Below are 24,873 nucleotides of genomic sequence, written 5' to 3'. Positions count from 1 at the left end.
GGGTCCTCTTACAGCGTGCCGTCGGCGGCCATCTGTACGTAGCTGGGGTCGAAATGCAGCTTGAGGTTGGCGGTGTCGCCGCGGGTCACGCCATTGGCGAAGCTCATGCCCACGGCGTTGGTGTCCTTGGCACCTTCACCCAGCAGGCCGTGTTTAAACGAGAACTCGGCGACTTTGCCCATGGTGGCCGGCAACTGCGCGCTGGTGGCGAAGGCCAGGGCTTCCTTGGGCGTGGCGAACAGCCTGGTGGTGTCCAGTTGCGACTGGAAGCCCTTGAGGTCGGTGCCGGAAGCCTTGGCCATGTGTTCCAGGGCGTCGGTGCTGGCGGCGTTTTTCGCGTTCATCAGCGCGACCACTTCAAACCAGGCGCCGGTCAGGGCCTTGCCCAGCTTGGGGTTGTCTTTGAGGGTCTGGGTGTTGACCACCATCATGTCCATGATTTCGCCGGGCACTTTGCTGGAGTCGAACACTTCGGTGACGCCGGGCTTGGCCTTGATCTCCGACAGCATCGGGTTCCAGGTGGTGACGGCCTTGACCTGATCGGTGTTGAAGGCGGCGGCGATGTCGGCGTCGGAGGTGTTGACCACTTTCAGGTCTTTTTCGGTGAGGCCGGCCGACTCCAGTGCGCGAGCCAGCAGGTAGTGGGACACGGAGAGTTCCACCAGGTTGACGTTCATGCCCTTGAGGTCGGCGACGGTCTTGCCTTCGCCCTTGATGACCACACCGTCGTTGCCGTTGGAGAAGTCGCTGACCACCAGCGCGGTGCTGTCCACGCCACCGGCGGCGGGGATGGTCAGGGCGTCCATGTTGGTCATGGTGCAGCCGTCGAACTGGCCGGCGGTGTACTGGTTGATGGACTCGACGTAGTCATTGAGCTGCACCATGTCGATCTTGATGCCGTACTTCTTGGCCCACTTGTCGAGGATGCCTTGGCTGCCGGCGTACTCCCACGGCATCCAGCCGGCATAAATCGTCCAGCACACGCTGAAATGGTCTTTGGGGGCGGCCTGGGCGGAAAAGCTCACCACGGCGGCGAAGGCGGCGGCGAGCAGGGCGGGTAAACGTATCGAGGGCATGGATGCTTCTCCAGTTGATCAAGGGCGAGCAGGAGCAACGCGGCACCGTGAACGGTGGCTTGTCTCCCGGGCTTTTATCCCGCCGTGTAACCTCAACTGGAGGTCGCCGACTCTCGGACCAGCCACTCGCCTTAGCGAGCCGGAACCCTAGTCAGCCATTGCAAATTGTGGTGCCGCGAACCTGTGATGACTCCTGCACGGGAGAGGTAAAGCGAGAGTCGTGCCAAGTGGCACCGGCGCAGCAACGGCGCGGGTTGGCGCGAGGAGGAGGGCGCAGGGCTCGTAGAATGTGCGTTGTGCTGGTGCGGGGTTGCACTGCAATGAGGCGACGATCAGATGTATCAATCTATGTCGAAATCGCACCAGATTCAGATTTTGATGTCAGATATTTCGTCAATCAGTGAAAGCTGTTTGCCGCCCCCCAGCGTCGCTGGGTGTGCTCTTCCGCGGTCCAGGAGGCCGCCATGTATCGTCGACTGCTTCTCATCGCTTTGCTCGGCTTGACCCTTTCTGCGTGTGCGCCCTATTACGGTGGCGGGCAGGCCTACTACGGTACCGAGGTCTACACGGCGCCTGCGCCGGCGTATTACTACGGTGGCGGGCCTTACTACCATTATCGCCAGGGTTACTATCCGCCACCGCAGCGTTACTACCCGTCGCCGCGGTATTACCAGCCCGCACCTCGTTACTACCCTGCCGGGCCGCGAGCCGGTTACCGGCCTTACCCCAACCAGGGTTGGGGGAGCCACTGGGGTAATGGCGGTGGCCGTGGCCAGGGCGGCGGCAATCAGGGCGGAGGCCGTGGCGGGCATCGCTGATCGTATTTGTTGGAAAAGCGGCGCTCAGGCGCCGTTTTTTATACCGCTGGTCGGTACTGTCATATTTGACAGCTAGACTAGGGGGCACGGCTGTTGTTAGTTGGAGGCGGTCGTCTATTTGACGTGTCGTTTTCAACATCGATTGACGGAGCCCATGGGATGAGAGCCAGTACGCTCTATTTGTTATTTTTTGGTTTTTTCGGCATTAACACGTTAGCAGCAGCGCAAGCCTGCCCGTATCCGAGTGCCATCCGGTACGTTGATGGGCACTTTCAGGGAACTGCCAAAGACTCCCCATGGGTAAGCCCGCCAATGGACGGCCAGGACTTCGTGGAAACATTCGTGGGGGCGATTTTTATTCCAAGGGAGCCGGGTGAACGCAAGAATGGCTATCTGGAAAAGTGCCTTTATAAAACGGCAAGGGAGAATATGGTCGCCTTGAGGTACGGCTCGGTCCGCAGCGCAGGGACGATGTCGCTGGCAGATACCACGCACTGGCGACCCGGCACTGACGTTTTCGGGCAACAGATATTTCAGTGCGACGACCGTCAGCCCGATAATTGCGCCTTCACGCTGGAAGGCTCAACGCGCTGACGAGCGCTTACTTAATAGTCAGACAAATCCGCCAGCGGATGCCGCCCCTCCCACACCTTGTGGAAGTGCGCCTGCACCACCGCCTCGGGGATCAAGTTGATATCCGGCCAGTGCCAGTGAGGCTGTTGATCCTTGTCAATCAGCCGCGCCCGCACCCCTTCGCTGAATTCCGGGTGGCGGCAGCAGTTCAGGCTCAGGGTGTATTCCATCTGGAACACCTGGGCCAGGGACAGATGCCGCGCCCGCTGGATCTGCTCCCACACCAGGTGCGCGGTCAGCGGGCAGCCTTCGCTCAGGGTCTTGCCGGCGCGGTTGAACAGCGGGTCTGCGTGGTCGCGCAATTGGCTCAAGGCGCGCCACGCACAGCGCACATCTCCCACATCCAGCCATTCGTCGATCTGCGCCCGGCGCGGCAGCCATTGGGCTTCGGGCAACTGGCCGGTGGCTTCCTGGGCCAGGGCCTTGAGCAGGCTGTTGAGTTGCATCTCGGTCTGTTCCTGCCAGTTCAACTGCAGCAGGCCTTCGAGCAGTTCGTCCTGTTGTTCATCCAGCAGGAAACGGTCGGCCAGGCCCAGGTCCAGGGCGTCGCGGCCGTTCATGTGAGCGCCGGTGAGGCCCAGGAACAAACCCAGCTTGCCGGGCAGGCGTGACAGGAACCAACTGGCGCCCACATCCGGGTACAGGCCGATGCTGATTTCCGGCATGGCCAGGCGGCTGCTCGGGGTGACGATGCGCACCGCGGCGCTTTGCAGCAAGCCCATGCCGCCGCCCAGCACATAGCCGTGGCCCCAGCAGATCAGTGGTTTGGGGTAGGTGTGCAGGCGGTAGTCGAGACGGTATTCCGCGGCGAAAAACTGCGCGGCCAGCGCCGGAACTTCACCGGGATGTTCACGGCAGGCCTGGGCCAGGCTGCGCACTTCACCGCCGGCGCAAAAGGACTTGGGGCCATTGCCCCGCAACAACACGCAGACGATGTGCGGGTCTTTGGCCCAGGCATCCAGGCGTTCGGCCAGGGCCAGGATCATCGGCAGGGACAGGGCGTTGAGGGATTTCTCAGCGTCCAGACTGGCGACGCCGACGCGGGCGCCGCCCGTGCCAATCAGCTCTTCGAAGTGCAGGTTCATCATGACCTCAATCGAGAAAGTGAAGGTTCAGTATGATCGCTTCGCGGGAAAGTGCCGGTTCTGCGTCAGATCAATTGACAAGCAGGGTGGGCTTTCCTAGGGTTCGCACCATTGTTTTTTCTGGATACAACCATGACCACCGACGACCGTATCAAACTCGAACCCAGCTGGAAACACGCCCTGCGTGACGAGTTCGACCAGCCGTACATGGCCCAGTTGCGCGAATTCCTGCGCCAAGAGCACGCCGCTGGCAAGGAGATCTACCCGCCGGGCCCGATGATCTTCAACGCACTCAACTCAACGCCCCTGGACAAGGTCAAGGTGGTGATCCTCGGCCAGGACCCATACCACGGCCCGGGCCAGGCCCATGGCCTGTGCTTCTCGGTGCAACCGGGCGTGCCGGCGCCGCCGTCGCTGGTCAATATCTATAAAGAACTCAAGCGCGACTTGAACATCGACATCCCCAACCACGGCTACCTGCAAAGCTGGGCCGACCAGGGCGTGCTGATGCTCAACACCACCATGACGGTGGAGCGCGCGAATGCCAACGCCCACGCGGGCAAGGGCTGGCAGTTTTTTACCGATCGGATTATCGAGCTGGTGAGCGAGCATCAGCCGCATCTGGTGTTCCTGCTGTGGGGCGCCCACGCGCAGGGCAAGCAGAAGCTGATCGACGCCACCAAGCACCTGGTGCTGACGTCGGTGCATCCGTCGCCGTTGTCGGCGTATAGAGGGTTTATTGGCTGCGGGCACTTCAGTCGCGCCAACAAGTTTCTTGAGCAGAACGGTGAAGCGCCGATTAATTGGCTGTTACCGCCGGTCTGAATAAAGTGGGGGCAGCGCAATGCTGCCCAGCACCCTGCATTCCTAGGTGTACCTGATTTCGTTCGACATTTTCAGGCTTTTCATACCCTTGAGCACAGCTTGAAACTCACGGCTACCTGTTATTTCCGACAGTATCCGGCGCTTTTTTTTGGGCATTTAATCATCTCCCTGACCTTGTCGGTCTGGCCAGCGCCAGGGCGGTATTCAACGGTCGATTATCGATAGATTGCTCAAGGAGAGTGACCATGTCTCATTCGAACTTGCCCTCAGATCCGCTGCCTATTGACCCGGAGCAATCGGCTGCCCAGCCGGCACGTCGCCCACGGGGTGATGGGCCATCAATTCTGACTCTGGATAACCCGATCCCTACCCAGGCACTGCCTCTCTTGTGGGATGAAGCGGCCTACACCCTTCCGCTGGCTCTGCAAGACCAGCCGTTGCAGGTGACGATTGAGCGCGTGTGGCCGGTCAATTTCGCTGACAATCCCCTGCAAGTCACACGTGTGGAGTACTTCTGGCAGGGGGTAAGCGAGCATGTACGCGAAATTGTCGGACCGTACGACCCTGATCTGGTTTTTCCTCTGATCGAAGAGCTGCCAGCGAGGATCTTGTCCACGGGTGGCATTCGTAGGTTGACTTATGAGGTCAGCTCGGTTTTTTTGCCATTGACCCAGTCGTTCCCAACCTTTGTCAATGTCGACAAGACTGCTCCCAATTTTGGCAACCCCGGCCCGCAACTGGTATTTGATGAGCAGGTCCAGCGCGATGGTGTGACCGAGGACTACCTGAATACGCATGGCGGGGTCAGGGCGGAGCTCGTTCGTTGGCCGGACATTAAAACGGAAGATACGGTGACGTTTTACTGGGGAGATATTCCCAATGTCGACGAAGTGGACACCGTGGTTATTGAACGGGCACAGGTCGAAGGTGCGCCCATTTTTGTATTCTTTCCGGCAGCTGTTGTGCGGGCCTCCGGTGAAGGCCCAAGGTTTGCCTCCTATACCCTTACCGACCGGGCAGGCGTCGTCGGACCCTTCTCGGCTTCGGTGTCGGTCGAGGTGTCCTTGGTGAGCTTGCCCGACCTGCCGCGCCCTCAGGTGCCATTGGCCGAGGCTGATGGCCTGATAAACCTGGACGATGCGCGCCAAACGGTGACGGTGTCACTGCCTCAGATTTTCGACGCGGACCCTGGCGACAGGATCTTCACCTTTTGGAATGGCCAGGCCCTGGCGCCCGTTACGATAGGTGCGGTCCAAAACTGGCCGATTCCGGTGACGGTGCCTTGGCCCGTTCTCACGGTCGGCGGCTTCGATACTCGTTACCCCGTGCGCGTGCACTATGTGTTCCAGCGTGGCGCTGCGACGAAAGACTCGCCCAATAGCTTTTATGAGGTCGATTTGACGGTTGCTGGTCCCGATCCGATTGGGCCGGACCCCATCAATCCAGGTTTGGCGAGGGTCGTGGTCAAAGGCGCCACCGGTGATGACGTAGTGACCAATGTGGACTTTCCCGGGCCGGTCGCCGTTGAAGTGCCACTGTATATCAATCCTGTTCCAGGAGAGTCGTTGGAGTTGTATTGGGGCTCGGACGCGGTTTTTGCCGATGACTATCAAGTTCTACCGGGCGATGTCGCCGGTCAGACAGTGACGTTCCAGGTGCATTGGTCAGTGATTTCGATTGGTTCAAGCCTGGCCTTGCCGGTTTATTACTGGACCGATAACGGCGTCAATCGCCAGCGCAGCCCTTTCACTCCGGTACGGGTGGAGTTCGACACGCTGACCGGTCTACAAGCGCCCCGGTTGTTGAACGACAGCCCACGTGACTTTATTGCCTGCGATACCCAGCCTGAGCCCTGGACCGGGGTGTTCATGGGCATCGATTGGAACACGGTGCATTTCGAGGTAGGTGATACCGTTCGGCTGTATTGGAAGAGCTACCCGTCGAAAAACGGCAGTGGTGCACACTTTGATGGAACCGACGTATGGTTTGATCAGGTGCTCACGACAGACCATCGTGATATCGGGCAGGTGCCCATTGCAATCTTGCCATTCAATCCGTTGATTACGCGCCCGGGGCTGGTTGAAACGTGGGGGTCAGCCGTCGTTTCTTACCGGTTATTCAAGGCCACGGGGCCGACCGGGGTATCGTCGCGCAAGTTGGTCTATGTCGATTTGAAAAGACCCGGCGGGGGCACCTGTCTTGGGCCGATAGCGGTCGAGTAGCGTGGCATTCAGATAGAGGCTGGATCAAGAGGGCGTAAGCCCTCTTTTTTTATATAAAAACTTCAGGACCAACGGCACAGTGGGTGTTTTTAATTCATCAGAGTTTAGACCGAGTGGTGTTAACAAGTTTATTTATAGGTCGTCAGGCTATTAAAACACCGCTAATTGCTTGTTGTTGGTTTGGAGCACATTTTTACTTCCGATGCAGCTGTGAAATTTGACAGGCTGTGCATCTCGGAGAAAGTCGATCTAATTAGCCTGTCCTTGTTCCAGTGATGTGGTGATGAGCGAGAACAGTCTTAATCCTTCAGAGTGCATGACAATGACGAACTCCAACAAAAGTAATAACGCCACACCCCAATCCACAGATATTTTAACGACTCGGCGACCACGGGGATATTCACCCGGAGGGCCTCTTGTTCTTGATCAATTGAATGCCGTGAATGCGTTGCCCGATGTCGCTGGTGGCCAGCCTAACTTGATGGATATCCGTACGCTCTATACACAGGGTGTCATGTGTACCATTCCTGAATGGGGCGATCTTGCACCATTTCCCGGCGTTTTAGACGACGAATTGCAGATTTATATCAATAATGTCCCTTATGGGGATCGTGTGGCGTTCAGCCATCCCTTGAGTGCGCTTACATGGCCGTATTCCTTTGCGGTGCCTGAGCAGGATATTGGTGAGCATGGGGTGAAAAACATTAGCTATGAAGTGTTTTTCTTCGGTGGCACTATTGGGAGTGACCGTCCTTCTACACCCACACCGGTCACCATCGATCGTCTCGACCCCAATGCCAGGCTGTTGAATGATCCCGCGGAGTTGGAGGCATGGGTCGGTGAAACCTTGACGCTGGAAGGCCTGGCGAGTAATGGGAATCAGTTGATAGTCACCATTCCCGGCCGTATCGACCCGCAGGTCGGCGACAGACTGCTGGTGTACTGGAACATGCTGGACGCCGTTCCTATTTTCATGATGGACAACTTGCCCCGATCCAATGCACCTGTCCCTTTTACCTTGACCACCGCGCAAATTGTGGCGCAAGGCGGAGGGATGAAATACATCGCCTACCGATATACGGATCGCGCAGGCAACAATACCACTTGGCCCGGGGACGTCAGAAGAGTGATCGTTATTACTTCGCCTTCGCCGGCCGGGCTGTTGCCCCCACGTGTTCCTGAAGCCCCTATTGACCTGACTGACGCGCAGTTGCGCCGGGCTGAAGTGTTCATTGATGCATACACCAATCCGGCCATAGGCGATGATATTCTGGTTGAATTTAACGGTATTTTTCTCATCCATACCATTACCTCTCTCACATGGCCACAGAGAGTGGAAATCACCTGGGATGTATTGAGAGCGGGCGGGTTGGACGCGCCGTATACGGCTGATGTCAGCTATAGAGTCGTCCGCGACGGGAGCTCCTTCGGACCATCGGCCACGATCCCCGTCGACGTGGACCTGCGCTCGGCAGGTGGGCGGCCAGAGGATCCGGGCCCTGTAAATCCGCTTCTGGATACGATCGAAGTGGAGTCTGCCGAAGGGTTGATAGACGAGATCGGGCCTGGCGACACGGGTGATGCCATCGCCCGTTTTGATGTCTACACAGGGGCTACGGCGGGGCATAGAATTCAAATCTATTGGAAAGGCCTTCCGGCCCTGGCACCTCCTTACACAGTCACGGTCGCTGATGAAACAGCCGCTCAGTTCGAACTTATCATTCCGGCCAGCGTGATCGCAGCGGGGCAAAATGGTCTTGTTCCGGTCTGGTATGAACTCAATAACGGCATCAACACTAACGTTATCTCGTCGTTGGAAACACCGGTTCAGGTGAACGCTGCGGTAGTGGAAAACCTGACGCTCATTGAGTTGCTTGATGCGCGTTCAATCGGTGCGGGCATCTTCATTATTACCTGCGACCAAGGCATACCGAATGGCATCAGAACCAGGATTCTTGATCCAGACAACCTTCGTACCGGTGACAGGATCACGATGCATTGGGTTGTCTATGGTCCCGACAGTCTGACGTCCACAACGGTTGTTGTAGACGAGGTATTGCCTGAAGTCACTGTGACAGGTGATCACAATGTTCCAGGCCACCCGGGGGAGTTGTTCACGGTGCCCTTCCCTGTCTTTATCCAGCCGGTTACCACCGGTCGTATCGAGGCGTATTACACAGTACTCAAGGCGGATGGCGTAACGACGGGTGAGTCCGATCCCAATTTTGTCTATATGAATCGCCGCAGGGCGGACAACTCAGTCTGTGGGTAATCACCTCTAGACCCGTAGTTGAATCAAGCACGGACCGCCGGCGGTAAAACGTCGACGGTTCGTGCTTTTTTGTTCTGGCATTTGTTGGTACTGAATCAACTGGATCGTTGTCAATGGATATCCGCCTGGTAGGGCGAAATGCAGCTTTGCGGAGCCGACTTTCTTCCTCTTGGGATAAGTCCTACATGAAACTCCCTCATGGGTACGTACTCTCTGCGCCTCTGAAAGCCTGAGTCGATGAGTCCTGTAATCGCTTGGCTTGTTCAGTCACCCGACTAGAGGAATTACCCGTGACTAAAGAAACCAGCTTCACCCCTTCCCGGTTATCCGTTGCAATTAAAATGCTCGCGCTCATGCCGTTTTCTGTCGCAGTGACAGAAGCGCTGGCGCTTGATGTTCACCCGGGCCAACACGTTATCTTAGATGCCGATTCACGCGTTGATCGTTACAAAGTGACGGGAGCAACACTGACGTCCAATGGCGCCAATATTGTAGGTGTACAGGCTTATCATTCGACCGTTAATTTGAACGGAGGCAGGATATTTGGCACAGCACCCGGTGAAATTGGCGTTGCGCTGTATGGCAGCCAAGGCACAATCAATGATGCGTACATTCACAGCGGCGCGGCTAATGGACTGGTCGTCGGCTTCGAGGGCACCCAGGGTTCCTCCGCTGTGGTCAGCAACAGCCTGATCGAAGGCGTCAACGGTGTATCGCTGGCCGGCGACAGCTCGCTGACGTTGATCGGCACTCAGGTGCAGGGCGTCGAGGCCGGCCTGATTTCGTTCGATGGCCAACTGAGCGCCAACAACAGCCGTATCAGCGGCGGCACTAATGGCATGGTGATTTACCGTTTGCCGACCCAGGATAACCCGTCGGTATTTACCCTCGACCAAACCGAGGTGGTGGGTGAAACCGGTGCGGCGATCCTGGTGGGTGCCCCGGGTGGCACTCAAATCAACGTCAACAATGGCTCTACCCTCGTAGGTGGCAACGGCAACATGCTGGAGCTGACCAATGGCGGCTCGGCCGACATGCGCGTCAGCAACACGGCGCTGGCCGGTAATATCCAGGTGGGCGCAGCCAGCGTGCTGGACCTGAGCCTGGACGGTGCGTCGATGACCGGCGATGTGATCAATTCCGGTGGCACCGCCAATGTGGGCTTGAACAATGGTTCGGTGCTGACCGGGCGCCTGGAAAACGTCGACGCGCTGGCGATCAACAGCGACGCCACCTGGGTCATGGTCGACAACCAGCAGGTGGGTGATCTGTCCCTGAACAACGGCAACATCAAGTTCGGCGAGCCAGGTACCTTCTATCAGTTGGACGTGGCGAACCTGTCGGGCAACGGCACCTTTATCATGACCGCTGATTTCGCGACCCTGACGGGGGACTTCCTGAATGTCACCGGGACGTCGTCAGGCGACCACAAGCTGTTGATCGCCAGCAGCGGTGCCGACCCGTTGTCCGATGATCGTTTGCATGTCGTGCATACCGAAGACGGCGGCGCTCAGTTCAGCCTGGTCAATGATCGCGTTGACGTAGGTACCTACTCCTACAGCCTGATTAACGAAAATGACCAAAAGGACTGGTTGCTGGACCCAAGCAGCAAGGTCATCAGCCCAAGCACCCACTCGGTGCTGGCCCTGGCCAACGCCGCACCCAGCGTGCTGTACGGCGAGATGACAAACCTGCGTACGCGCATGGGCGAACTGCGCCTCAGCGACGGCAAGTCGTCGGGCCTGTGGAGCCGTGCCTATGGCAACAAGTACGAAGTGTCCAACAAGAACAAGGGCATTGATTACAACCAGACCCAACGTGGTTTTACCCTGGGTGCCGACGTGCCACTTTCCGGCGGCGACGGCCAGTGGCTGGCCGGTTTCATGGCCGGTCACAGCACCTCGGACCTGGACTTGAAGCGTGGCAGCAGCGCGACGATCAACAGCTACTACGTCGGTGGTTATGCCACCTGGCTGGATGCCGAGAGCGGCTTCTACTTCGATGGCGTGATGAAGTTCAACCGGTTGCACAACGAGTCCAAGGTGGCCATGAGTGACGGTAAGAAGGCCAAGGGCGACTTCACTCAAAACGCGGTGAGTGCCTCTGCTGAGTTTGGTCGTCATATCAAGTTGGATGACGGTTACTTCGTAGAGCCTTACGGGCAGTTGGCGACGGCATTCATCCAGCGTCAAAGCTACGACCTGGACAACGGCCTGCATGCCAAGGGCGACCGTACCGCTTCTGTAGTGGGCAAGGCCGGTGTGACCGCCGGGCGTAATATCCAACTCGACAGTGGCAGCATCCTGCAACCCTACTTGCGCACCGCCGTGGCCCATGAGTTCAACCAGAGCAACAAGGTGTTCGTGAACGACAACAAGTTCAACAACGACCTGTCGGGCACACGCATCGAAGTCGGGGCCGGGGTGGCGATGTCGGTGTCGAAGAACTTCAAGGTGCATGCGGACGTGGAGCGCAGCCAGGGCCGTAGCATCGACCAGCCTTGGGGCGTTAACGTGGGTGTGCGTTACGACTTCTAAGGGTGGGATGAGCAGTACGTTGTGCTAAGCGATGAATTGAACCCCAGGACTTTTGCATAACGACAAATGCCCCGTATCGAAGGATACGGGGCATTTTTTTGACCTCGCTGTTGCTTATGTGCTGACCACCGCAATGGTGTTGGTGCCGTTATTGGCAACGTAGAGCGTGTTGTTATGCGGGTTGCAGACAATGGCGGTGGGGTGGTCGAAGCCTGGAATACTGCCCATGGGCTCCTCGGTTTGTGTATCGATGATTCTCACGGAATTAGCGGTGCTCTCCGTGACGAAGGCGCGATAGATCGCCGTGTTGGCGTTGATGGCCAAGTTTGTTGGTGAGATATTGGTCAATATCTTGGCTACGTCATTAGTGGTTGTATCAATAATTACGATACTGGCATTTGAAGTTGAATACAGTCTGGCCGTATTTGGGGTTAACGCGAGTTTGGTTAAACCAAAGGGGGGAGTTGTCTCCAGATCTTTTATCAAGACCCCGTTACTGGCATAAATAGCTACGCCATAAGTATTTGAAACGTACATGCGAGTGCCGTCTCGGCTTATAAGGTTGTCGTTGACGTATCTGTTGGTAGCGTTAAAAATGAAGCGTGGAGATACTTCGTTTAACGTGACGGTGTCAATGGATAGGACATAGTTTCCTGCGTTGTAGGATGCATACAATCTTGAGCCGTTTGAATTGAGACTGAGCGCGCTGCCGTAATATCCGTTGTAGCTCTCTCTTTTAATCGTATAGAAGGTTGTTTCGACTTCATATATTTTATACGGTGATGAAAGCGTTCCCACATACAAGAGTGAACTGTCCGAACTCACAACCATTGCGGTTGCTCTCACCGGCATCGTGATGATATGTACAACGGTGTTGGTCCCTGTATCGATTACGTGGATCATGTTGCTCGTGTTGTTGGCCACATAGAGTTTCTGGTTATTCGGACTGAGGGCCAGGATCGAAGGCGTATTGCCCACCGTAATGGTTTCCACGATCCCCGCAGACCTTCTGACGTCATAACGAACTACCTCAAACGCCTGGGCTGTAGCCTGGTTGCCACTGCCATCCAGCGACACATTGGCTTCTACCCTCAGGGTGCTGTCCGCTGCCAGTGTCCGCAGATAGTCCGCCGGGATAGGCGCAGTGACACGCCCGGCGGTCACTTCAGCAGCGGTCACCGGCCTGCTGAACAGCAGGGTATCGGTGGTGCCCCGCAGGAATACGGTCAACAGTTGCCCGGCCACCATGAACGGCCAGGCATCAATCCGGACGGTGTAGGCACCGCTGGTTTCAATCACCCCGCCTGTGGCCTCAGGAATACTCACCAGGTCCCATTCCTGCGATGCCAGGGCTTCCACCTCCAGGGTCAGGGTCTTGGACTGAGTACTCGCCCCGCCCCGAATGACTTCGTAATACACCTGGCAGCTCTCGCCCAGGTAAGCCGCGACGAATGCACTGGAAACCGTGAAGTCGACAAAGTCGCTACCAGAATTGGGAATGCCGGGTTTCGCCGGAATATCCGGTGTGCCCACGTCCGGTTTGCCGATGATGTGCACCTTGATGTCATCCGTTGGCAACATCGGCGCGTAGCGCACACGAATCGTCACCACTTCCGGGCGCGGCGGCAGCACGTGCAGCGGGTTAAGGCGGGTCAGGGTCGGGTTGATCACCGTGCCTTCCAGCACTTCGGGCACCGGCAGGTTCAGCGCCGAGCCGACCCGGATGACCAACGCCTCGGACGTCAGGGTGGGCTGCCCCGGCCTGACCACGGTGTAGTACAGGGTCAGGGAACCGTTCAGGTTGGCGGTCACAAAGCCGCGAGGCACGGTGAAGGGCAGGGCGGCACCGACCCAGTTGACGTCGATCGGGAAAGCATCCGGTGGGGCGCTGCCGCCGGGGGAACTGCCGTCGGCGTGCAGGAACACCGTGGCGCCGAGGGTAAAGGCCGGGCTCGCCGGCACGGTGACATTCAAGTTGCCGCGGTTGATTTCCGGGTCGAAGACATAATCAGGCGGCACCGCTTCGCGGGTGGTGGGCGGCCGCAGGATCGCCCTTATTGCGCCGATCGTCAGGCTCAGGGTGCGCGATGGCGGCCGGTCGCGGGAATCATTGACGGTGTAGTAGAGCCGCAACGAACCGCCTTCCAGTTGGGCGATCTCGCCGTCGGGCCCGTTGGCCAGGTCGAAGAGAATATCGCCGCTGCCGGCGCGGGTGCTGTACTCGGCGTAATAGGAACGGCCATTGGCATAGGTGCCTTCCAGTACCAGCGTGATGCGGTCGTTGCTGTTCTGGCCGGTATAGGACGGGATCACCACGAATACAGGGTTGGTGGTGGGTGGCAGTGAGCCGCCCACCGCGTCGGGTACTTGCGGTGCTGCCAGGCTGGTGTCGACAGGAGTGCCGATGATATTGACAAGCGAGCCTTCCGAGTCGCGTGCCGGTACGCCGATGCGAATACGTTGGTAGGTCAGCAGCAGGCGCCCGTTGACCAGGCTCAGTACATCGGCGTTTGGCCAGTCGATGTACTGGACGCGGGTGGTCGAGGTGATGGTGTGGTTGTAGGTGTAGGTCACGCGTACCCCGTCCACCGTCAGCCCGACGACGGTTGCCCGAATGACGTCCCCCAGCACGTATCCCTGGCCGGCGACATCGACCACGAGGGTGGCGTTTTCGCCATTAAGCGCATCGGCATCGAGCAGTTGCGTGCCGTCCGGCAGGTCGACGGATTCAAGGACGTAGGGTGCCGGCAACAGCGGTTCGGTGCCCGTGCCGATCCGCACGGTCAGCAGTTGCGCCGGCGAGAAACCATCGGAGCGGTTACCCACCTCGTCGACCACATCGTATTCACACACGCGTACACCGCTGCCCACCTCGGCCCAGGTGCCGGCGTAGACCGTGATGATGATGGGGTCGCGGCCCGCCGCTTCAAACTCGGTGACGGTATGCTGGATGATCACCCCGCCGATGCTCAGGCGAATCACATCGCGCGTCTTGCGGTGATTCACGGCGGGCAGGCTGGTGTCGACCGGGTAGTAGCCGATGGTCACCGGCACGCCTCGGTTGGCATCGTCCTGGCTGACACCAAAGTCGATAATGTTTTGGGGAAATAGCGGCTTGGGCAGGTTTTCGTTTTCCGAGGTGCTGGCCACCGGATTGCGGCCCCCGGGCAGCACGTCATCGACATAGATATTGAACAACTGGGTCTGATCGGTACCGCCGCTGATACGGGTGATAAAAGCTTGCACGGTATTGCCGGCCTCGCGAATAAAACGCGAGCTTTCCACATACAAGACGATTTGCGTGCCGTTAAGAGCCTCGTCGGCGGTGACGGTATGGAACGCAACCCTGAACCCGTTGAGCTGTAGCTCGATGAAGTCACCGTCGGCCTGGTCAAGGTAGGGCAGCAGGATGAATAACACGCCGGCCGGGCTGACGTTCAGCGCGGCCCTGTTCAGGCCGCCGCTGTAGCCGACGACCGGGGTGGTCAGGGTCGGAATGTACAGGGGCAGGTTGCTGAAGGGCTCGTTGCTGAAGGACTGGGCGGTCAGCACGCTATCGGGCGGTTGCGGCAGGGTAAAGCCGCCCGGGCGCAAGGGTGCGGACTCAACCGTGGTGTCGCTTGGCAGCAGTGGTAATGAAGGGACGGAGTCATCGTGCGGGGTGTCGAGATCTTGAGTCATGATCACAATCCTGTCTGCTCGTTGAGGGTACGCTCAGGCCAGGAAGGGGTGAGCGTCGCTGTAGCGATTGAGCGCTTCAGACAGAAAGGGGGATAGCTGTGAGAAGTGACAGTGGCGACGAATGGTAGTGACCCAGGGCGGGTCACTCCGGGAGTGCAGATTACGGCTGCCGGTTCCAGTGCCGGAACAATGGCTCCGCCAGAAACAACACAAACAACAAACGCATCACCTGCATTGCGGTCACCAGCGGCACTGACAATTGCAGGGTTTCCGCCGTCAGGCTCATTTCGGCAATGCCACCGGGCATCATGCCCAGCGTCAACGAGCGCAGATCCAGATGTGTCAGGGCACTCAAGCCTACCGCCGCCAGCGTCGCGATCAACATGGTCAACGCCGTACCGATCAAAGTGCGGCCCATGAACAACGGCGCACGCCGGAAGAATTGCCGGTTGAAGTGGCAACCCAAGCCGCTGCCGATCAGCCACTGGCCTATCTGGCTGCCACCGTCGGGCAGGCCGATGTGCAGGTCCCAGGTGATACTCACGATGGCGCTGACCAGCAGCGGCCCGAACAGCCAAGGGTTCGGCTGACGCAAACGCTGCCATCCCCAGGCCACTAATGCGCCGATGGGGAAGAGCACCGCCAGCCAGGTCCAGTCGACGGTCGCCGGATGAAACTGCGGCGCACCTTCCCCCAGCAAATACTTGAACGCTGCCGGCACACACAGCACCACCACCAGCACCCGCAGACTTTGGCCCGCCGCGACACGGCTGAGCACCGCGCCATTGCGCGCGCCGAGGTTAACCATCTCGCCGGAACCGCCCGGCATGCTGGAGAAAAACGCCGTGGCGCGGTCTTCACCGCTGCGGCGCATCAACCACACCCCCACAATGCTGGAGAGGCTGGTGACCAGCGCACCGAAGAAGATCAGGCCGAAGTGGCTCATCACCTGCTCGATCACCACCGGGGTGAAGTGCAGGCCGATGCCGATGCCCACCACCCATTGGCCGCATTTGCGGCCGCCGGGGATTTCTGCCAGCTGCCAGGGGGTGAGGCAGCGCACGAGGATGATCGCCAGCAACGAGCCGACCATGTACGGCAGTGGCCAGCCGATCTGGCTGGCGAGGTACCCGCCCAGCAGACCGACCAGCGGTGTCGCCCACCAGTTTCTGAACGTGGCCTCAGACATCGGCCACAGCACGACGCTGCAGGGAACGCTTGCGCCAGATGCGCACCAGCGGGAACAGCAGCATCAACGCGGTCAGCACCCACACACCGAAGGTGATCGGGCTGGACCAGAGGATCTGCAATTCACCGTTGGAAATCGACAGCGCCCGGCGCAGGTTCTGCTCCATCAAGCCGCCGAGGATAAAGCCCAGCAGCACGGGCGACAGCGGGAAGTCCAGCTTGCGCAGGATGTAGCCGAAGATGCCGATGCCCACCATCAGGAACAGGTCGAAGGTGGTGGCGTGAACCGCGTACACACCGATCGCGGTGATGATGGCGATCACCGGCACCAGCGCCCAGTTCGGTACGGCGAGGATGCGGGTGAAGATGCGGATCATCGGGATGTTGAGGATCACCAGCATGATGTTGGCGATGAACAACGAGGCGATCAGGCCCCAGACGATGTCCGGTTGCTGTTGGAACAGCAGCGGGCCGGGTGTGATGTTGTACAGCGACAGGGCGCCAATCATCACGGCCGTGGTGCCCGAGCCGGGTACGCCGAGGGTGAGCATTGGCACCAGGGCGCCGCAGGCGGAAGCGCCGATCGCGGTTTCCGGAGCGGCCAGGCCGCGCATGTCGCCCTGGCCGAATTTACCGCTGGCACCGGCCAGGCGTTTTTCGGTCATGTAGGCCACGGCAGAGGCCAGTGTGGCACCCGCGCCGGGCAGTACGCCCATGATGAAGCCCAACAGGCCGCAGCGAATATTCACCACGAATACGGCGGAAGCTTCCTTCAGGTTGAACATCATCCGTCCGGTGGCTTTTACCGCTTCCTGGCCACGGTGGGTTTTTTCCAGCAGCAACAGGATCTCGCTGATGGAGAACAGGCCCAGCACCAGCACCACAAATTGGATGCCGTCAGTCAGGTGGATGTTATCGCCGGTGAAACGGTACACGCCGCTGTTGGCGTCGATACCCACCGCTGACAGAAACAGGCCGATCAGTGCGGCGACAAAGGTCTTCAGCGGTTTGTCACCGGCCATGCCGCCCAGGCAGACGATGGCAAACACCATCAGTACGAAATATTCCGCCGGGCCGAAGGCAATCGCCCATTTGGCCAGCAGCGGGGCAAACAGCACCATGCCGCAGGTGGCGATAAACGCGCCGATGAACGAACTCCATGCCGACAGCGACAACGCCACGCCCGCCAGGCCTTTACGGGCCATCGGGTAGCCGTCGAGGGTGGTCATCACGGTGGACGCTTCGCCCGGGATGTTCAACAGGATCGAGCTGATACGCCCGCCGTATTCGCAACCCAGGTACACGGCGGCCAGCAGGATCAGCGCCGACTCAGGCGGCAGCCCGAGGGCGAACGCGATGGGGATCAACAGCGCCACGCCGTTGATCGGGCCCAGGCCTGGCAGAAGGCCCACCACGGTGCCGATCAAGGTGCCGCACAGCGCGGTGATCAGGTTGTAAGGGGTCAGTGCAACGCCGAAGCCCTGGCCCAAATAGCTGAACGTATCCATATCAGTTCTCCAGAACTTCAAGCAGGCCGAGCGGCAGCGGTACATCCATGGCCTTATCGAACAACAGATAAAGACCGATGCTCATCAAGGTCACGATCACCGCGCTGGGCAGCCAGCGGCCGCCATACAGGCGCGCCATCGGAATGCCGATCAGGATGCTGCTGAGGATGAAACCCAGGGGTTCGAAGGTGCCGGCGAAGATGATCAACAGCGTGACGCAGACAGCGATCTTGACCAGGGTTTCGCGGTCCAGCGCCGGTTCTTCCTCGGTGTGCCTGGTGGGCTGCGGGCGAAACAGCATGTAGATCAGGCCCAGGCTCATCAGCCCGAGCATCAGCAGCGGGTAGGCGCGAGGTCCTACCGGCTCATAGGAAAACGATGCCTGATACGGCCAGGCCATCAGTGCCAGGGCGGCGCAGACCAGCAACATGAACGAGGCAAAAATGCGTTGTAAGAGCATGCAAAACTCCTGGGCCACACCCCTGATGCGCAAGGGCGTGGCCGCGCGAACAAGGGGCGATTACTGGATCAGGCCGAACTCTTTGGCCAGCACTTTGTAGTCAGCCACCTGTTTCTTCACGTAGGTGTCCAGCTCCGGGCCGGTCATGGCGAACGGGAACAACTCGCGCTGGTCACGCAGCTTGGCGAACTCTTCGGAGGCCAGCAGTTTGTCGAACGCGTCTTTCCACCAGGCGTAGTCTTCGTCGCTGACTTTTGGCCCGAGGTAGAAGCCACGTACCACTGGCCAGACGATGTCGTAGCCTTGTTCCTTGGCGGTGGGAATGTTCTTCATTTCCGGCTCGTCCAGGCGCTCGTCGGAGAACACGGCCAGCAGGCGCATGTCACCGCTGAGGATGTGCGGCATGGAGTCGGAGATGTCGGTACTGCCCACCTGAATGTGCCCGCCGAGCAGCGCGGTGGCGATTTCACCGCCGCCTTCCAGTGCCACGTAACGCAGGTCGCGGGGGTTGATCCCGGCGGCCTTGGCGATCAGTGCGGTTTGCATCCAGTCCTGGCTGCCGACGGTGCCACCGGAACCGATCACCACGCTGCCCGGATCTTTCTTCAGGGCCTTGACCAGATCGTCGAGGTTTTTGTAGGGCGAATCGCTTTTCACCGCGATGGCACCGTAGCTGGTGCCGACCGCGGCGAGCCAGCGCACAGCGCTTTCATCGAAGCGGCCAAATTTGCCCTGGGCCAGGTTCAGCAGCGAGCCGCTGGACCACGCCACCAGCGTGCCGGCGTCTGCCGGGCGCTGGGCCACGACGGCGTTGTAGGCCACCGCGCCCACGCCGCCGGGCATGTAGGTCACGCGCATCGGCTTGCTCAACAGCTTCTGGTTGACCAGCGCGCTCTGCGCCAGTTTGCAGGTCAGGTCAAAACCACCGCCCGGGGACGCCGGGGCGATGCATTCCGGGCGCTTGGGTTCGGCGGCCAGCAGTTGGCTGGCGAACAGCATGCAGCTGGCCGTCAGGGCAAATTTACGCAGTGAAAGGGTCATGTTCATCTCCATCATTGTTGTTATGAGGTTGCTACTACCAAAGGGCGACGCTGTAGCTCACCAGCAGGCGCACTTCATCCGCATCACGGGCCGAATAGTTGGAGCGGTAGGTGGCATTGCGCAGGCGCACGGCCACATCCTTGAAGGTGCCGCTTTGCACCACGTAGCGGATCTCGCTGTTGCGTTCCCACTCCTTGCCGGTCTCGCCGTTCTTGAGCTTGATGTTGTCACCCGACAGGTAACGGCTCATGAAGCTCAGTCCGGGAATCCCCAGCTTGGCGAAGTCGTAGTCGTAGCGGGCTTGCCAGGAGCGTTCTTCGGCGCCGGCAAAGTCGTTGATCTGCACGAAGTTGACAAGGTAAGGATCGCTGCCATCCACATAGGGAAAGGCGCTGTCGCCCGACATGTGCTGGTAGCCGGCGCTGAGCTTATGGCCATTGAGGGCATAGCTGAAGAGGCCGTTGAGTGACGTGTTGTCGATCTTGCCGCCACGGGCTGCACCGGTGTCGTCACTGACGGCCAGGCGCAGGTCGGCGCCGAAGGTGCCGGGGCCCATCGGGCGCGAGGCTACCAGGCCGAGGAAGTGCTGGCGGTATACGTCGTCGAGTTGGGCGAAGTGGTAGCTGCCGGTGATCTTGTCGGCGAACTTGTAGTCCACGCCACCGAAGTCGAAATGCTTGCCGGTGGCGCCGCTGAGGAAGCGGCTGTTCTTGTTGTTGAGGCCGATGTCTTCGTAGTTGGTGTCGTCGCGGTCCTTGGCCTTGTTCAGGCGCCCGCCGGTGAACACCAGGTTCTTGAACTCCTTGGAACTCAACAGGCCACCTTCAAACGTCTGCGGCAGGATGCGCCCGTCGTTGGGCTTGAGGATCGGCAGCTCGGGGATCAACGCGCCGATTTTCAGTTCGGTGGCAGATATCTTCACTTTGCCGGTCAGGCCGAGCTTGGAGTATTCATTGGCGGCGCGGCCGTCATCGTGGGTCGGCAGCAGGCCGGTGCCGGTGCGGTCGGGGCTGGAGTCGAGCTTGACCCCAAGCATGCCCAGCGCATCCACGCCAAAGCCGACGGTGCCGTCGGTGTAGCCCGATTGCAGGTTGAGCATGAAGCCCTGGGCCCATTCGTCGCGCTTGGATTGCTGTGCACTGGTACCGTCGCGAAAGTCGCGATTGAAGTACATGTTGCGGGTTTCGAGGGTGGCGGTGCTGTCCTCGATAAAGGCGGCTTGGCCTACGGGCGAAAAGCCGGCAATGGCGGCGGCACTGGCGAGGGCGGTCTGGGTGATACGAGAAGAACGAGCAGGCGGCTGTGTGCGCAGCATCGTGGGTGTACTCCGTTATTGTTCTTATTTTGACGAAAACGCTTCGAGGCGTTTTTCGGGCGCTACAGGTGAAATAGCTCGGCAGGCGAAACCCACCGTGGCTGGATGCTAAAGGGCGAAGCTTTCACTAACCTTTCAGTCGCCTTTCAATGTTTTCGGGCTTCACAGCAAAGGTGGCGCCTGTAAACTCCCCGGCAAAGCGTGGCGCCGACCACCCCCGAACGAGGTAAAAACCCATGCGTGTCCTTCTGGTCGAAGACCATTTGCAGCTAGCCGAAAGTGTCGCCCAGGCGCTCAAGAGCACGGGTTTGACCGTCGATGTGCTGCACGATGGCGTGGCGGCGGACCTGGCCTTGAGCAGCGAGGAATACGCGGTGGCGATCCTCGATGTGGGCCTGCCGCGCATGGACGGTTTCGAGGTGTTGGCACGCTTGCGGGCCCGTGGGAAAAATCTGCCTGTGTTGATGTTGACTGCCCGCAGCGACGTGAAAGACCGCGTGCATGGCCTCAACCTCGGCGCAGATGACTACCTGGCCAAGCCGTTTGAACTGACGGAGCTGGAAGCACGGGTCAAGGCCCTGCTGCGCCGCAGCGTGCTGGGTGGTGAGCGGCAGCAGGCGTGTGGCGTGCTGATTTACGACCTGGATACACGACGCTTCACCCTGGGCGGCGAACTGCTGACCCTGACCTCCCGCGAGCAGGCGGTGCTTGAGGCGCTGATTGCACGTCCCGGCCGCGTGATGAGCAAGGAGCAGTTGGCCTCCCAGGTGTTCGGCCTGGATGAAGAAGCCAGCCCCGATGCCATCGAAATCTACGTGCACCGCCTGCGCAAGAAGCTCGATGGGCAGCCTGTTGCAATTGTTACCTTCCGTGGCCTGGGGTACCTGCTGGAAGCCCGCGATGCATAAGCCCAGCAGCCTGCGCTGGCGCCTGCTGTGGAACCTGGCGGTGTTGCTGGTGGTGTTGATGATCGCCAGCGGCTTGAGCGCTTACTGGAACGGACGCGAGGCGGCGGACACGGCTTACGACCGCACGCTGCTGGCCTCGGCGCGGACCATTGCAGCGGGCCTGTCACATCGCGACGGCACTTTGAGCGCCGACGTGCCCTACGTCGCCCTGGATACGTTCGCCTACGACAGCGCCGGGCGGATTTACTACCAGGTCAACGATATCCACCAGAAGCTGATTTCCGGCTACGAAAACCTGCCCGGCCCGCCGCCGGGTACGCCGCGCACCGATGACTATCCGGCGCTGGCGCGGTTTTATAACGCCAAGTATCAGGGCCAGAACGTGCGGGTGGTGAGCCTGCTCAAGGCGGTCTCCGAGCCGAACATGAACGGCATGGCGGAAATCCGCGTGGCCGAAACCGATGAGGCGCGCGTCGCCATGGCCCGCAGCCTGATGGCCGATACCTTGCTGCGCCTGGGCATGCTGGCCGTTGGTGCATTGTTGTTGGTGTTTTTCGCGGTGAGTGCGGCGCTGCGGCCATTGGAGCGCTTGCGCACGGCCGTGGAAGAGCGTCAGCCGGATGACCTGCGGCCGTTGCCGTTGGTGGAAGTGCAGCATGAGTTGGGCCCGCTGGTACGGGCGCTCAACCATTTCACCGAACGCCTGCGCGGGCAGTTCGAGCGCCAGGCGCAGTTTATTGCCGATGCCGCCCATGAACTCCGCACACCACTAGCGGCGCTCAAGGCACGCTTGGAACTCGGCCTGCGCGCCGAAGACCCGGCCACCTGGCGCACCACCCTGGAAACCGCCGCCCAGGGCACGGATCGCCTGACTCACCTGGCCAATCAACTGCTGTCGCTGGCCCGCATCGAAAACGGCGCCCGGGCGATTGCCGAAGGCGGTGCGCAACTGCTGGACTTGAGCCAGCTGGCTCGCGAGCTGGGCATGGCCATGGCGCCGCTGGCCCATGCGCGGGGCGTGGCCCTGGCGCTGGAGGCAGATGAGCCCGTGTGGCTGCGGGGCGAACCGACCTTGTTGAACGAGTTGCTGAGTAACCTGGTGGACAACGCTCTGGCCCACACACCGCCGGGCGGCAACGTGATTCTGCGGGTCACGGCGCCGGCGGTACTGGAGGTGGAGGACGACGGCCCGGGCATCCCGCTGGATGAGCGCGACCGGGTGTTCGAGCGCTTCTATCGGCGCAGCCAGCAGGGTTTGGGGTCGGGCTTGGGGTTGGCGATTGTCGGCGAGATCTGCCGGGCGCATCTGGCGCAGATCAGTTTGCATGACGGTGAGCTGGCGGGGTTGAAGGTGCGGGTCAGTTTTATCGCAGGCTAATCAGTAAAACATCGACCGCGCTGCGTCCAACTCGGCGCGCAAGGTGTCGTTGTAGGGGTCGATCCGCAGTTTCTGGATCGCAGGCAACGTCGATACCGGCACGCTGGCCAGCGGGTGGTCGGTGTTGCGATGGCAATACAGCACGGCGACCTGCACCAGATCGATATAGTCCAGGCGCTCGGAGTCGCGCTCCAGGTCCATGTAATGCGCCGGCAGGTTCACCAGCATTTCCGGGAAGTCCCAGCGTCGCAGCAGCTTGGCGCCCAGCAACGGGTGGATGCTTTCAATCACGTGGTTGAGGCTGACCGGGTCGGACAGCAGCTCATAGTGATCTTCGGCATAGGTCAGGATCGGCAGCACGCCAATCTGGTGCACCAGGCCGCCGAGGGCCGCCTGGTCTGGTTTCAGCTGGCTGTGGTTGCGGCACAGTGCATAGCTCACGCCCGCCACTTCCAGGCTGCGGCGCCACACATCGCGCATCTTCTGTTCGACCACTTCGGAGCGGGCGTGGAAGATCTGTTCCATCACCAAGCCGATCGCCAGGTTGCTGCTGTAGTTGGTGCCCAGCCGGGTGATGGCGGTGTGCAGGTCGGTGACTTCCTGAGTGGCGCGCAGCAGCGGGCTGTTGACCACTTTGATCAGCCGCGCCGACAGGGCGGTGTCGCGGCCGATGACTTTGCTCAGATGGCTGATGCTGATGTCCGGGTCTTCGGCGGCGTGACGAATCTTCAGGGCCACTTCCGGTAGCGTGGGCAGGACCAGGTCATCATTATCGATGGCCACAACCAACGCCTGTTGGACTTTTTCCGCCAGCTTGTTCATTCATGATCTCTAGGGTGTTGCAAAAAGGTACGACGATCAGCGCTGGATCTCGCGATCACGGTCCAGCTGGTAAGGCAGGTCGAGCAGCTGAAGACCCGGGCCTTCCAGCGTACCTACATGCACATCGCCACTCTCTGCTGCTTCGGCTTGCAGCACCGCTAGAAGTTCAATCGCCTCGCCGGCCCGGGCGGCAATCACCACCTCGCCGATGGCGCTGTTGTGCGTCGGGGAAAACAAGGGGGTGCCAGGCTCTGGCAGTTCGCTGGCATTCAGGCTCAGGCGATACAGGCGACGCTTGAGTTTGCCCAGGTACTGCATGCGCGCGACGATTTCCTGGCCGGTGTAGCAGCCTTTCTTGAAGCTCACGCCGCCGACGGCTTGCAGGTTGAGCATCTGCGGGATGAACAGTTCGCGGGTCTGGGGCATGACCTGGCCGATGCCCGCACGGATCTGGCCCAGCAGCCATTGATTCAGTTCATCTTCGTTCAATTGCGCGGCGAGTTGGCTGCGCAGGGTATCGGCTTGGGCGGCAGGGGCCCACAGCTCGGCACGGCCCGGCGATACGCGGATCGCGATCAACTCGTCGCTGCGCACAACGCTATCGGTCTCGGCAGGCAGCTCAAGGCCGAGGCTGGCCAAGACCTGATCGGCTTGCGACACACCGAAACGCACCCAGGCGGCGCTTTCGTCGGTGAGTTTGGATTTGGAGAACACGGCGTACTTCTTCAGGTCCGCCAGTTGCGGCTCCAGCAACTCGGTGGCCATGGCCAACAGCACGCCATCGCCCTGCAGCAGGATACGGAAGCTCGATTGCATGCGCCCTTTTTGGGTGCAGCGCGCGCCGAGGCTGGCCTGGGTGTCACTCAGGTAGTTGAGGTTGCAGGTCAGTTGTCCCTGGAGGAACTTGGCAGCGTCGGAACCGCGGACGGCGAGGACGCCTTCGTGGGACAGGGAGCAGAAGAAAGCAGAGTCAGCCATGGGTCATCGCAGGTTAAAAAGTCATGAGTGCATCATAGAGGGGCGCCCGGCAAATGGATAGTTTCCGTATGGCCGACCAAAGCCGACTGTTCCAGGCAGCTTCGGCCTGTATACTTGCGCTCTATT

18 protein-coding genes and 1 riboswitch are annotated in these 24,873 nt (G+C 59.9%); of the genes, 8 read left to right on the top strand and 10 right to left on the bottom strand.

The window, feature by feature from the left end:
• Positions 1-8: 8 nt before the first annotated feature.
• Positions 9-1,076, bottom strand: a complete 1,068-nt coding sequence (locus tag HX875_RS20500) for a putative urea ABC transporter substrate-binding protein (RefSeq protein ID WP_177045085.1) — start codon at positions 1,074-1,076, stop codon at positions 9-11.
• Positions 1,077-1,137: 61 nt separating this feature from the next.
• Positions 1,138-1,238: riboswitch (guanidine-I (ykkC/yxkD leader) on the bottom strand.
• Between the two features lie 302 nt (positions 1,239-1,540).
• Between HX875_RS20500 and HX875_RS20495 the strand changes: the two genes are divergently transcribed.
• Together HX875_RS20495 and HX875_RS20490 are read left to right on the top strand one after the other, a co-directional pair.
• Entirely contained in the window at positions 1,541-1,894 is a 354-nt protein-coding gene (locus HX875_RS20495; protein WP_010176601.1) for a hypothetical protein, read from the top strand.
• A 159-nt stretch (positions 1,895-2,053) separates the two neighbouring features.
• The gene (locus HX875_RS20490; RefSeq protein ID WP_177045082.1) at positions 2,054-2,488 is read left to right on the top strand and encodes a DUF3757 domain-containing protein; all 435 of its coding nucleotides are present in this window, start codon (positions 2,054-2,056) and stop codon (positions 2,486-2,488) included.
• Between the two features lie 11 nt (positions 2,489-2,499).
• Here the strand turns inward: HX875_RS20490 and HX875_RS20485 are convergent, their stop codons facing one another.
• Positions 2,500-3,612, bottom strand: coding sequence for an enoyl-CoA hydratase/isomerase family protein (locus HX875_RS20485; protein ID WP_177045164.1), 1,113 nt, complete (start codon positions 3,610-3,612; stop codon positions 2,500-2,502).
• A gap of 132 nt (positions 3,613-3,744) precedes the next feature.
• Here HX875_RS20485 and ung point away from each other — a divergent pair, with 132 nt between their 5' ends.
• The 4 genes from ung (at position 3,745) to HX875_RS20465 (ending at position 11,468) form a co-directional block, all read left to right on the top strand.
• Positions 3,745-4,437 carry a uracil-DNA glycosylase gene (gene ung / locus HX875_RS20480; protein WP_177045080.1) on the top strand — a complete coding sequence of 231 codons (693 nt, stop codon included), beginning with the start codon at positions 3,745-3,747 and terminating at the stop codon, positions 4,435-4,437.
• Between the two features lie 245 nt (positions 4,438-4,682).
• A complete protein-coding gene (locus HX875_RS20475; protein ID WP_177045078.1) occupies positions 4,683-6,659 on the top strand; it encodes a hypothetical protein in 1,977 nt (658 codons plus the stop codon).
• Positions 6,660-6,942: 283 nt separating this feature from the next.
• The gene (locus tag HX875_RS20470) at positions 6,943-8,931 is read left to right on the top strand and encodes a hypothetical protein (protein WP_177045076.1); all 1,989 of its coding nucleotides are present in this window, start codon (positions 6,943-6,945) and stop codon (positions 8,929-8,931) included.
• A 353-nt stretch (positions 8,932-9,284) separates the two neighbouring features.
• Complete coding sequence (locus HX875_RS20465) at positions 9,285-11,468, top strand: autotransporter outer membrane beta-barrel domain-containing protein (RefSeq protein ID WP_177045074.1); 2,184 nt, start codon at positions 9,285-9,287, stop codon at positions 11,466-11,468.
• A gap of 114 nt (positions 11,469-11,582) precedes the next feature.
• Here the strand turns inward: HX875_RS20465 and HX875_RS20460 are convergent, their stop codons facing one another.
• The 6 genes from HX875_RS20460 to HX875_RS20435 form a co-directional block, all read right to left on the bottom strand.
• Entirely contained in the window at positions 11,583-15,149 is a 3,567-nt protein-coding gene (locus HX875_RS20460) for a YncE family protein (protein ID WP_177045072.1), read from the bottom strand.
• Between the two features lie 160 nt (positions 15,150-15,309).
• Complete coding sequence (locus HX875_RS20455) at positions 15,310-16,338, bottom strand: AbrB family transcriptional regulator (RefSeq protein WP_177045070.1); 1,029 nt, start codon at positions 16,336-16,338, stop codon at positions 15,310-15,312.
• A complete protein-coding gene (locus tag HX875_RS20450) occupies positions 16,331-17,845 on the bottom strand; it encodes a tripartite tricarboxylate transporter permease (protein ID WP_063032650.1) in 1,515 nt (504 codons plus the stop codon). The genes HX875_RS20455 and HX875_RS20450 overlap by 8 nt, the downstream gene beginning before the upstream one ends.
• Position 17,846: 1 nt before the next feature.
• Positions 17,847-18,305: a tripartite tricarboxylate transporter TctB family protein gene (locus HX875_RS20445; protein WP_177045068.1), complete on the bottom strand. Its 459-nt coding sequence runs from the start codon at positions 18,303-18,305 to the stop codon at positions 17,847-17,849.
• A 60-nt stretch (positions 18,306-18,365) separates the two neighbouring features.
• Complete coding sequence (locus HX875_RS20440) at positions 18,366-19,352, bottom strand: Bug family tripartite tricarboxylate transporter substrate binding protein (protein ID WP_177045067.1); 987 nt, start codon at positions 19,350-19,352, stop codon at positions 18,366-18,368.
• Positions 19,353-19,380: 28 nt separating this feature from the next.
• Positions 19,381-20,661 (bottom strand): OprD family porin, encoded by a 1,281-nt coding sequence (locus HX875_RS20435; RefSeq protein ID WP_177045066.1) that lies wholly within the window; start codon positions 20,659-20,661, stop codon positions 19,381-19,383.
• A 236-nt stretch (positions 20,662-20,897) separates the two neighbouring features.
• Between HX875_RS20435 and HX875_RS20430 the strand changes: the two genes are divergently transcribed.
• Together HX875_RS20430 and HX875_RS20425 are read left to right on the top strand one after the other, a co-directional pair.
• Positions 20,898-21,569, top strand: a complete 672-nt coding sequence (locus HX875_RS20430) for a response regulator (protein WP_003212008.1) — start codon at positions 20,898-20,900, stop codon at positions 21,567-21,569.
• On the top strand, positions 21,562-22,947 hold the full coding sequence (locus HX875_RS20425; protein WP_177045064.1) for a sensor histidine kinase: 1,386 nt from the start codon (positions 21,562-21,564) through the stop codon (positions 22,945-22,947). The genes HX875_RS20430 and HX875_RS20425 overlap by 8 nt, the downstream gene beginning before the upstream one ends.
• On the opposite strand, the gene HX875_RS20420 is transcribed toward HX875_RS20425, so the two are convergent.
• Positions 22,948-23,769 (bottom strand): HDOD domain-containing protein, encoded by an 822-nt coding sequence (locus HX875_RS20420; RefSeq protein WP_177045062.1) that lies wholly within the window; start codon positions 23,767-23,769, stop codon positions 22,948-22,950.
• Between the two features lie 36 nt (positions 23,770-23,805).
• The gene (ygfZ, locus tag HX875_RS20415) at positions 23,806-24,747 is read right to left on the bottom strand and encodes a CAF17-like 4Fe-4S cluster assembly/insertion protein YgfZ (protein WP_177045060.1); all 942 of its coding nucleotides are present in this window, start codon (positions 24,745-24,747) and stop codon (positions 23,806-23,808) included.
• Positions 24,748-24,873 lie beyond the last annotated feature (126 nt).

Source organism: Pseudomonas yamanorum (assembly GCF_013386765.1).
Taxonomy (GTDB): domain Bacteria; phylum Pseudomonadota; class Gammaproteobacteria; order Pseudomonadales; family Pseudomonadaceae; genus Aquipseudomonas; species Aquipseudomonas yamanorum_A.
Note: the sequence above shows the minus strand (reverse complement) of the source record. Positions and strands in the feature narration are given on the sequence as shown.